This is a genomic window from Franzmannia pantelleriensis (assembly GCF_900102875.1).
Lineage (GTDB): Bacteria > Pseudomonadota > Gammaproteobacteria > Pseudomonadales > Halomonadaceae > Franzmannia > Franzmannia pantelleriensis.
On the sequence record NZ_FNGH01000030.1, the window covers coordinates 1 to 8,622 of the forward strand.

The 8,622-nt window shown below is 65.6% G+C and carries 11 protein-coding genes; 2 read left to right on the plus strand and 9 right to left on the minus strand.

All coding sequences use genetic code 11. The features are described 5' to 3' along the window. Positions 1–113: 113 nt before the first annotated feature. The 9 genes from BLT16_RS20280 to pilB all read right to left on the minus strand — a co-directional run bounded on the left by BLT16_RS20280 (position 114) and on the right by pilB (position 6,741). Positions 114–992, minus strand: coding sequence for a DNA replication terminus site-binding protein (locus BLT16_RS20280; protein ID WP_089660754.1), 879 nt, complete (start codon positions 990–992; stop codon positions 114–116). Between the two features lie 2 nt (positions 993–994). Next, on the minus strand, positions 995–1,237 hold the full coding sequence (gene yacG / locus BLT16_RS20285; protein ID WP_089660755.1) for a DNA gyrase inhibitor YacG: 243 nt from the start codon (positions 1,235–1,237) through the stop codon (positions 995–997). A 25-nt stretch (positions 1,238–1,262) separates the two neighbouring features. Continuing rightward, the gene (coaE, locus tag BLT16_RS20290; RefSeq protein WP_089660756.1) at positions 1,263–1,880 is read right to left on the minus strand and encodes a dephospho-CoA kinase; all 618 of its coding nucleotides are present in this window, start codon (positions 1,878–1,880) and stop codon (positions 1,263–1,265) included. Beyond that, positions 1,877–2,293, minus strand: coding sequence for a type II toxin-antitoxin system VapC family toxin (locus tag BLT16_RS20295; RefSeq protein WP_089660757.1), 417 nt, complete (start codon positions 2,291–2,293; stop codon positions 1,877–1,879). The genes coaE and BLT16_RS20295 overlap by 4 nt, the downstream gene beginning before the upstream one ends. Next, complete coding sequence (locus BLT16_RS20300; RefSeq protein ID WP_089660758.1) at positions 2,290–2,529, minus strand: antitoxin; 240 nt, start codon at positions 2,527–2,529, stop codon at positions 2,290–2,292. Before BLT16_RS20300 ends, BLT16_RS20295 begins: the two co-directional genes overlap by 4 nt. Before the next feature lie 71 nt (positions 2,530–2,600). Then, on the minus strand, positions 2,601–3,455 hold the full coding sequence (locus BLT16_RS20305) for a prepilin peptidase (RefSeq protein WP_245701788.1): 855 nt from the start codon (positions 3,453–3,455) through the stop codon (positions 2,601–2,603). Positions 3,456–3,476: 21 nt separating this feature from the next. Beyond that, the gene (locus BLT16_RS20310) at positions 3,477–3,674 is read right to left on the minus strand and encodes a DUF2283 domain-containing protein (RefSeq protein ID WP_245701789.1); all 198 of its coding nucleotides are present in this window, start codon (positions 3,672–3,674) and stop codon (positions 3,477–3,479) included. After that, positions 3,674–4,906, minus strand: coding sequence for a type II secretion system F family protein (locus tag BLT16_RS20315; protein WP_089660759.1), 1,233 nt, complete (start codon positions 4,904–4,906; stop codon positions 3,674–3,676). The genes BLT16_RS20310 and BLT16_RS20315 overlap by 1 nt, the downstream gene beginning before the upstream one ends. An 86-nt stretch (positions 4,907–4,992) precedes the next feature. Further along, positions 4,993–6,741, minus strand: coding sequence for a type IV-A pilus assembly ATPase PilB (gene pilB, locus BLT16_RS20320; RefSeq protein ID WP_089660760.1), 1,749 nt, complete (start codon positions 6,739–6,741; stop codon positions 4,993–4,995). A gap of 595 nt (positions 6,742–7,336) precedes the next feature. Here pilB and BLT16_RS21155 point away from each other — a divergent pair. Together BLT16_RS21155 and BLT16_RS20330 are read left to right on the plus strand one after the other, a co-directional pair. Further along, the gene (locus BLT16_RS21155) at positions 7,337–7,753 is read left to right on the plus strand and encodes a pilin (RefSeq protein ID WP_281243328.1); all 417 of its coding nucleotides are present in this window, start codon (positions 7,337–7,339) and stop codon (positions 7,751–7,753) included. A 177-nt stretch (positions 7,754–7,930) separates the two neighbouring features. Then, positions 7,931–8,512, plus strand: a complete 582-nt coding sequence (locus tag BLT16_RS20330) for an anti-virulence regulator CigR family protein (protein WP_218124479.1) — start codon at positions 7,931–7,933, stop codon at positions 8,510–8,512. The last annotated feature ends 110 nt before the right edge of the window (positions 8,513–8,622 follow it).

Sequence of the window (8,622 nt, forward strand, 5' to 3'; positions counted from 1 at the left end):
TGGTCGGCCAGGCAGCGCTGCGCGCTGCAATCGCGAATAAATTCGCTCCTACAGGGGAGTGGCGCCGAGGCTAATGTAGGAGCGACTTTAGTCGCGATGGGGGGACGCCTAGATCAGCCGCGGTAGCGATAGACCCGCAGGCTGGGCAGAAACACCTCATCCGCGAGCTTTTCATCGCTGCGCTTGGCGCGGGTGCGCTTTTCGCTGGGCGCGGGAGGCGGCTGGTTGTAACTGGGCAGGCGGCCGTCGTGGCTGGGAATGAACAGCGGCAGGGCGACGTTCATGGCGCGGCGGCTGCGGCCGTCGGCCAATGGCTCGGCGAAGAACAGATTGGCGCGCATCAGTGGCGCCTGCTTCTGCACCTGGGCCAGCGGCTCGGCGCTGGGAATGCCCGCCAGGCGCCTGAGCTGGATGCGCACGTGGGGCGCCTCGCTGTCCAGTGCCAGCAGCTTTTGCTCGGCCTCGCGAACGCTGAGTTTCTTGATCGAGCGCCCGCTCGAATACCACGCCAGCCTTACCCGCGCGAGCGGCGCATCGGCGATCGGAATCGCCCGCCAGCACTGCTTCAGCTGCAGCCGTGCCAGGCCCTGGCCGCGCAGATGGCTATGCAGCGCCGGATGGCGGAACGGCAGCACCGCCTTGAGCTCGGGGATCAGGCTCGCCGCCTTGGCGCGGATCTCCGACAGCAGCGCGGCGAACGTCGCCTTGGCGGCGTTGACCCTGGCCACTTCCTCGAGCAGGGTGTCATTGGCCGCCACCAGCCCCACGTGGCTGCGGGTGGCGCGGCCGTCCTGGCCATCCTGGTACCAGAAATCCAGCAGCACCCGGCGCAGCCACTCGGCGTCCGGCGTCGGGGTGTGCAGTGCCCACGCCGCCCCCGGTGACCGGCGATACACCTCGCACAGCGCCTCGACGCGCTCGATCAACTGGTCGAAGGCCAACTCCAGCTCGGCCAGCAGGCGGTACTCGGTGGGCGGGCGAGCGGTTGCCACGGCTAGTCGTCCCGGCCCATGTCACCGCGCTCGGCGCGCAGGATCATCTCGTCGATCTCGGTTTCGTCCATCGCCGGCTCGCCGGCAATACGGTGCGTACCGTCGGCCCAGGCACCGAGATCGATCAGCTTGCAGCGCTCCGAGCAGAACGGGCGAAAGCGATTCTCCTCCACCCACTGGACGGACGTCCGGCAGCGGGGGCAAGGGACCTCGAGAGGGCGTGATGGGGTCTGGCTGTGGCTCATGTCACTTCCGTAGCGGTTTATTGGCTTACCGATTGAGTTGCCGACACAGTTGCCGATAGTCGCGGTCGAGCTCGGCAACGCGCTGGGTCAGGGCGGCGAAATCTCCCCCATTGTCGAGGATATCGTCGGCCAGGGCCAGCCGCTCCCGGCGCGGCATCTGGGCGGCGACGATGGCCCGTGCCTGGGCCTCGTCGACGCCGTCCCGCGCTGCGGTGCGCGCGATCTGCTGTGCCTCGGGTACGTCGATCACCAGGCGGCGATCGACCAGCGCGTCCTGGCCCGACTCGAACAGCAGCGGTGACACCAGCAGATGGTAGGGCGCCGGACCCGCCGTCATCTCCGCCAGGCGCTTCTCGAGCCGCTCGCGAATGCGCGGATGGGTCACCGACTCCAGCCAGCGCCGTTCATCGGCATCGGCGAACACGATCTCGCGCAGCGCGCCGCGGTTCAGCCGACCGTCGTCATCCAGCACCCGCGGGCCGAAGCGTGCGGCGATTTCCTCAAGCGCCGGCTCGCCGGGCTTGACCACCTCGCGGGCCAGGTCGTCGGCGTCCACCCAGGGGATGCCGTGCTCGGCAAAGGCCCGCGCCACGCTCGACTTGCCCGAGGCGATGCCGCCGGTCACGCCTACGCACAGGCTCATGAATCCTCCAACCAGTTGTCCACCTCGAGGCCCACGACGCGCTGGAATTCACCAACGTTGGCGGTGACTACCCGGCACGGCAACGCCAGTGCCTGAGCGGCGATCAGCATGTCATTGGGGCCGATCGGCGTGCCGGCGCTGAATAGCTGCTGCCTTAGCTTGGCATAGTGCCGATCCATGGGCGGCTCGAAGGGCACCACCGGCAGCGCTGCGAGAATCTGTTCGACCTGTCGGGTCAGCCGAGGGCTGGCGCGTTTCAGCGCGCCGAAGCGCAGCTCGGCGGCGACGATCACGCTGGTGCATACCGCTTCCTCGCCAACCGCGGCGATGCGTTCGGCCACCCGCCCCTGGGGCGCGCGCACCAGCGCCGACAAGGTGTTGGTATCCAACAGGTAGCGGTAAGGCGCATTCACCAGGCGTCGTCCAGCGGCAGCAGGTCGTCGTCGAGGGCTTCGTCGAGGGGCTCATCCAGAGGCGACAGCGTGGCCAGGGTAGCCAGCAGGCCGCGTTGCGCAATGGGACGGATGATCAGCCGATCGCCATCGCGGCTGATGATGGCCTCATCGTCCTCCAGCTCGAACTCGCGGGGGATACGCAGCGCCTGGTTGCGGCCGTTGCGAAACAGGCGAATATGGCGCTCTTCTGTCATGCTGCCTCCTGATGGTCCTGGCCTATGCCATTAGCATAGGCCTGGCGCAGGGGCCAGGCAAGCGCTCGGCGCTACACCCCCACCAGTCCCTGATAGAACGCCATCAGCGGCTCGCCCATCAGCAGCGCGATCCAGCCGGCCATGGCCAGGAAGGGGCCGAACGGCATCGGCGCGCCGCGCAGTCTGGGCATCGCCAGCTGCAGCGCAATACCCACCAGCGCCCCCACCCCGGCGGAGAGGATCAGCACCAGCGGCAGATACTGCCAGCCCAGCCAGGCGCCCAGCGCGGCAAGCAGCTTGAAGTCGCCGTAGCCCATGCCCTCCTTGCCGGTGACCAGCTTGAACAGCCAGTAGAAGCTCCACAGCGACAGATACCCCAGCATGGCCCCGATCACCGCGCTGGGCAGCAGCAGCGGCTGGAACAGCAGCTGGTAGAGCAGCCCGGCCCACAGCAGCGGTAGGGTCATGATGTCGGGCAGCAGCTGGGTGCGCAGGTCGATCACTGCCAGCGCCAGCAGCGTCAGGCAGGCGCCGACGATGAACAGCCCGACCAGGGTCGGGCCGTGCAGCGCCAGGGCGGCCAGGGTCAGCACCGCGCCGGCCAGCTCGATCAGCGGGTACTGCGGGCTGATCCGCCCCCCGCAGCCGGCACACTGGCCGCGGCGTATGAAGTAGCCGAGCAGCGGAATATTGTCGTGCCAGGCGATCGGCTGGCCGCAGCCGGGGCACTGCGAGCGTGGCGTCAGCAGGTTGAAGCGCGGCACCGCCTCGGGCTCCTGCTCCAGGGCATCCAGCGCCTCGGCGCGCCAGCCCTGCATCAGCATCACCGGCAGGCGGGTGATCACCACGTTGAGAAAGCTGCCCAGGCACAGCCCGAGCACGGCGGCCAGCGGCCACAGAATGGCGGGGGGAAGGTCTAGCGACAAAGCGAACTCCTGCAGTGATGGTTACGCCGCGTGGCTTTTCAGCAGTGGCCAGGCGCCTTGCTTGGAGGCCTCGAGAACGACGATCTCGACGATACTGCCGTCCTCGGCATAGCTCACATGCGTATTCCAGTCCTGCGAGATCTCCTTGAAGAAAGGTTTTTCAGAAAGATGCAGTACGAGGATATCGTCCGCTTCATCATAGGTTGTTCGCATGGGCATTAAAGCACGCTCCCGAGTTCGAAGATGGGCAGATACATCGAGACTACCAGGCCGCCGACCAGTACGCCGAGGATCACGATGATGAACGGCTCGAGCAGCGAGGTGAGGGCGTCGACCTTGTTGTCGACCTCCTCCTCGTAGTAGTCGGCCACGCGGTTGAGCATGGCGTCCAGCGAGCCGGCTTCCTCGCCGATGCTGACCATCTGGATGGCCAGCGGCGGGAAACGCTCGGCGAGGCGCATCGCGAAATAAAGCTGCTGGCCGGTGGCGACGTCGTCGCGTACCTGAATCACCGCGCGCTCGTAGACCTTGTTGCCGGCGGCGCCGGCGGCGGTCTCCAGCGACTCCACCAGCGGCACCCCGGCGCCGAAGGTGGTGGCCAGGGTGCGCGAGTAGCGCGCCACGCACGACTTGTCGAGGATATCGCCGATCACCGGCACGCGCAGCGACAGCGCATGCATGCGGTAGGCGAAACCTTCCGAGCGCTTCATGCCCTGGCGGATCACCACCACCGTGCCGACCACGATGGCGATGCCCCACAGCCAGTAGGCCTGGGCGAAATCCGAGAGCGCGATGGTCATGCGCGTCATCGCCGGCAGCTCGGCGCCGAAGCCGCGGAACAGGCTCTCGAACTGCGGCACCACCTTGATCAGCAGCAGTGCGGTCACGCCCACTGCCACCAGGATCACCGCGATCGGGTAGTAGAGCGCCTTCTTGACCCGGCCCTTGAGCGACTCGACCTTCTCCTTGTAGGTCGCCACCCGCTCCAGCATGCGGTCCAGTGAACCCGACTGCTCGCCGGCCTCGACCATGTTGGCGAACAGCCGGTCGAAGTGCTCGGGGTGGCGCTTGAGCGCCTCGGAGAAGCTCGAACCGGCCGCTACCTCGTTCATCAGCTCCTGCACCAGGGCGCTCATAGCAGGCTTCTTGAGGCTCTCCGCCACCACCTGGAAGGCCTGCAGCACCGGCACCCCGGCGCGGATCATGGTGGCCATCTGGCGGGCGAACAGCATCACGTCGCGGGGCTTGATCTTGCCCGCACCGCCGAACAGCGAGCTCTTGCGGCGCACGCTCTTGATGATGATGCTCTGGCCGGCCAGCTCACGCTCGACCTCGGCCTTCTGGCTGGCGACGATCTCGCCCTGCACCTTGCGCCCGTTGGGGCCCTTGCCTGTCCACTTCCAGCGGTGCAGCTTGACCCTGGTCGGCGCCTTGAGTTGTCGTGTCGCCATGTTCGTTCCCCTGCGTTAGCTAGCCCGAGTGGGAGCGAATTTATTCGCGATTGCAGCGCGCAGCGCTGCTGGCCCACACCTCGGCGCTAATCCTTCGTCACCCGGTTGATCTCTTCCAGGCTGGTAATCCCCTGCATCACCTTCAACAGGCCGCTGCGGCGCAGGTCCGGGTGGCCCTCGCGGCGCGCCTGCTCATCCAGCTCCAGGGCGTTGCCGTTGCGCATGATCAGCTGGCTGATCGCCTCGGACACCGGCACCACCTCGTAGATGCCGACCCGGCCCTTGTAGCCCAGCGTGCACTTACGGCAGCCCACCGGGTGGTAGATCGTCGCCCGGGCGATCTCCTCCTCGCTGAAGCCCTCCTCGCGCAGCGCCGCGGCGGGGATCTCCACCGGCTCCTTGCACAGCGGGCACAGCTTGCGCGCCAGCCGCTGGGCGATGATCAGGCTCACCGAACTGGCGATATTGAACGCCGCCACACCCATGTTGGAGAGACGGGTCAGGGTCTCGGCGGCGGAGTTGGTGTGCACCGTGGAGAGCACCAGGTGGCCGGTCTGCGACGCCTTGACCGCGATCTCGGCGGTCTCCAGGTCGCGGATCTCGCCGACCATCACGATATCCGGGTCCTGGCGCAGGAAGGCGCGCAGCGCGCTGGCGAAGTCGAGCCCGATCTTGGGCTTGACGTTGACCTGATTGACCCCCGGCACTTTGAGCTCCACCGGATCTTCGGCGGTGGAGATATTGCGCTCGGTGGTATTGAGGATATTGATGCCGGTGTAGAGCGTCACCGTCTTGCCGCTGCCGGTGGGGCCGGTGACCAGCACCATGCCCTGGGGCTCGGCCAGCACCGTCTCGTAGAGCTCGCGCTGCTGCGGGGTGAAACCCAGCGCGTCGATGCCCAACTGCGCCGAGGCCGGGTCGAGGATCCGCAGCACGATCTTTTCGCCGTACACCGTGGGCAGCGAGTTGACGCGAAAGTCGATCGAGCGCTGCTTGGAGAGGCGCAGCTTGATGGCGCCATCCTGGGGCAGGCGCCGCTCGGAGATATCCAGCCGCGCCATCACCTTGAGGCGTGCGGCGATCCGCGTGCGCATGCCGAACGGCGGCCGCGCCGCCTCGAGCAGGATGCCGTCGATGCGCAGGCGAATCCGGTAGCTCGACTCATACGGCTCGAAGTGGATATCCGAGGCGCCGCGCTTGATGGCGTCGAGCAGGATCTTGTTGACGAAGCGCACCACCGGGGCGTCGTCGCTGCTGGCGGTGACCGCGCTGTCGTCTTCGGGGTCGTACTCATCGAAGGCCAGCCCCTCCAGCGCCTCGTCGGCACCTGCCAGGCCCTCCATCATCTGCTCGTGTCCGGCTTGGCTGAGGTAGTTCTCCAGCGCCGGCGAGAGCTGGTCGAGGGGCGCCAGCACCCCCTCCACCGAGAGGCCGAGGGCGAACTGCAGCTCGTCGAGCTTGGCCAGGCTGGAGGGGTAGGGCACCGCCACGGTAACGCTGGTCTCGCTGCGGGTCAGCGGCATCACGCCCAGCTTGCGCAGCAGCGCCTCGGGCATCTCCTCGGCGGGGGGCAAGCTGTCGAGGCGCAGCGCGTCGAGGTCGAGCAGCGGCAGGCCGTACTCCCAGGCCGCCGCCATCGCCGCCTGGCGCGGGGTGACCAGGCCGGTCTCGACCAGGTGCTGCATCATCGAGACCTCCTCCTCGCGGGCCTCATGCTCGGCGCGGCTGGCCGCCGCGGCCGACAGCAGGCCTTCTGCCACCAGCCGTCCGGCGATACCGCGCAGGCGGGTGGGCGGCGGGTCGGGCAGGGTGCCGGGGGGCAGGGCGTCGGTCATGGGGCGTCTCGATATGGCCAAGCATTGCTGACAGTCTACCCGGGTTTGGAGCTGAGGAAAGCCATGAAAAGCTATCAAAAGCGCCCAGCTCAGCGCCGTCTTCAGTGTGGGAGCGACGTCAGTCGCGCTGGCAGCGCTTCCAGTGTGGGAGTCGCGCTGGCAGGGCTTCCAGTGTGGGAGCGAATTCATTCGCGATTGCAGCGCGGAGCGCTGCCGGTTCATATCTCGTCGCTCGTCGCTGTGCGCTATTAGACCCCTAACAAAATGGTGGCAGGGGATTGTCTTAGTACCGAAGGTAAACTAGTGTAACAAAGCATCAGCCTAGATCACCAAGCGCCCAGCCATAAGCGCCTAGCTGACAGCTTGGTGCTAGGCACTCGCCGCTAACGAACTAACGTTGAAAAAGCGCCTTGCTCGACCGATGGGCCGGGGCGGCAACTAGGCTAGGATGAGCAAACGTGGTAAAAGTGGCTGAGGGATGGCGGCCGCGGCTAGCGAGAAAGGACTGAGGGCATGGCCAGCCGGCGTATGAGACGTCGCGCTACCGGGTCGATAAGCAAGGGCAAAACGAAGGGGTAAAAGAATGAAAAATCAGATGACCAAGCAGCCCGTCAAGGGCAAGGTCGGCCAGGGCGGTTTTACCCTGATCGAGCTGCTGATCGTGGTGGCGATTATTGGCGTATTGGCGGCGATTGCGATTCCGCAGTATAATAACTATTTAGACAGATCAGCTTATAGTGCGTGTCAAGGCGAGTTGGTAAATGCTCGCACATTACTCCTTGCAGAAAATACAATTGATGCCGACGTTGTTAGCACTAATAACCAAGCTGTTGACTTTGTCTTTAATGCTTGTGCTGGTGGAGAAAATGATCCGGAAGTGTCTATTTCTGATGGGGAAGGCACAGAGGCTGCCCCTGAAGGAAGCGTCGTAGTTGAAAATGCTGTTACCACCCGAGGTTTAGCGGTCACTGAGATTGGTCAATCTTTCGCTGATGCTACTGCTAGTGAGTAGTAATTGGACTAACTTGGGGTTAGGTTCAATTTTCCAGCAAGCCTGAAGAAGTTTCAGCGGCCGGCAAAAATGCCGGCCGTTGTTATTTTTAACATTCTACTGTTCTCACCCATCTCCACACCCCTTGCACCATTTCCCGCTACGCTATCCCAAAACCCGCAATGCAAGGAGCTTGCCATGTCGATGCTTGCCAACCGTTCGTTCCGCTGGCCGTGGCTGGCGGCGGGGGCGCTGACCCTGGCGCTGGGGGCGGCCAATGTCCAGGCCCAGGGCGCTTCTCCACAAGGGCAGCCTCAGGGCGCTTCACAAGGGCAGGGTCAGGGCAATGCTCAAGGCCAGGGCGCTTTACAAGGCCAAGGGCAGGGCCAGCGGCGTCAGCAGCAGGAGCGGTCGAGTGAGCCGCGCCGCGAGTCGGCGCCCCGGCAGCGCCGCGCCGACGAACCCGAGTATCATCGTGATCGCGGTGACCGTGACTATCGCCGCGACGGCCCCAGCCTGGAGGAGCGGGTGATCCGCCGCATCTTCGAGGACAACCGCAGCTACGTCAGCCGCGACGCCGACCTGCCGCCGGGCATCCGCCAGAACCTCGAGCGCGGCAAGCCGCTGCCCCCGGGCATCGCCAAGCGCTTCGACGACCGCCTCTACGGCCAGCTACCGCGCTACGAGGGTTACGAATGGCGCCAGGCCGGCCCCGACGCCATCCTCGTCGACATCGCCAACGAGGTGGTCTACGAGATCCTGCGTGGGGTGGTGTACTGAGTGTTAAGACACCCCCATCGCGACTGAAGTCGCTCCTATATTAGCCTTGGCGCCACTCTCTGTAGGAGCGAATTTATTCGCGATTGCAGCGCGTAGCGCTGCCGGGGTAG

Bases quoted from the DNA above. Each gene is read 5' to 3' on its own strand.
- BLT16_RS21155 (WP_281243328.1), top strand. From the start codon at position 7,337: ATGACCAAGCAGCCCGTCAAGGGCAAGGTCGGCCAGGGCGGTTTTACC.
- BLT16_RS20315 (WP_089660759.1), bottom strand. From the start codon at position 4,906: ATGGCGACACGACAACTCAAGGCGCCGACCAGGGTCAAGCTGCACCGC.
- pilB (WP_089660760.1), bottom strand. From the start codon at position 6,741: ATGACCGACGCCCTGCCCCCCGGCACCCTGCCCGACCCGCCGCCCACC.
- BLT16_RS20300 (WP_089660758.1), bottom strand. From the start codon at position 2,529: ATGACAGAAGAGCGCCATATTCGCCTGTTTCGCAACGGCCGCAACCAG.
- BLT16_RS20330 (WP_218124479.1), top strand. From the start codon at position 7,931: ATGTCGATGCTTGCCAACCGTTCGTTCCGCTGGCCGTGGCTGGCGGCG.
- coaE (WP_089660756.1), bottom strand. From the start codon at position 1,880: ATGAGCCTGTGCGTAGGCGTGACCGGCGGCATCGCCTCGGGCAAGTCG.
- BLT16_RS20310 (WP_245701789.1), bottom strand. From the start codon at position 3,674: ATGCCCATGCGAACAACCTATGATGAAGCGGACGATATCCTCGTACTG.
- yacG (WP_089660755.1), bottom strand. From the start codon at position 1,237: ATGAGCCACAGCCAGACCCCATCACGCCCTCTCGAGGTCCCTTGCCCC.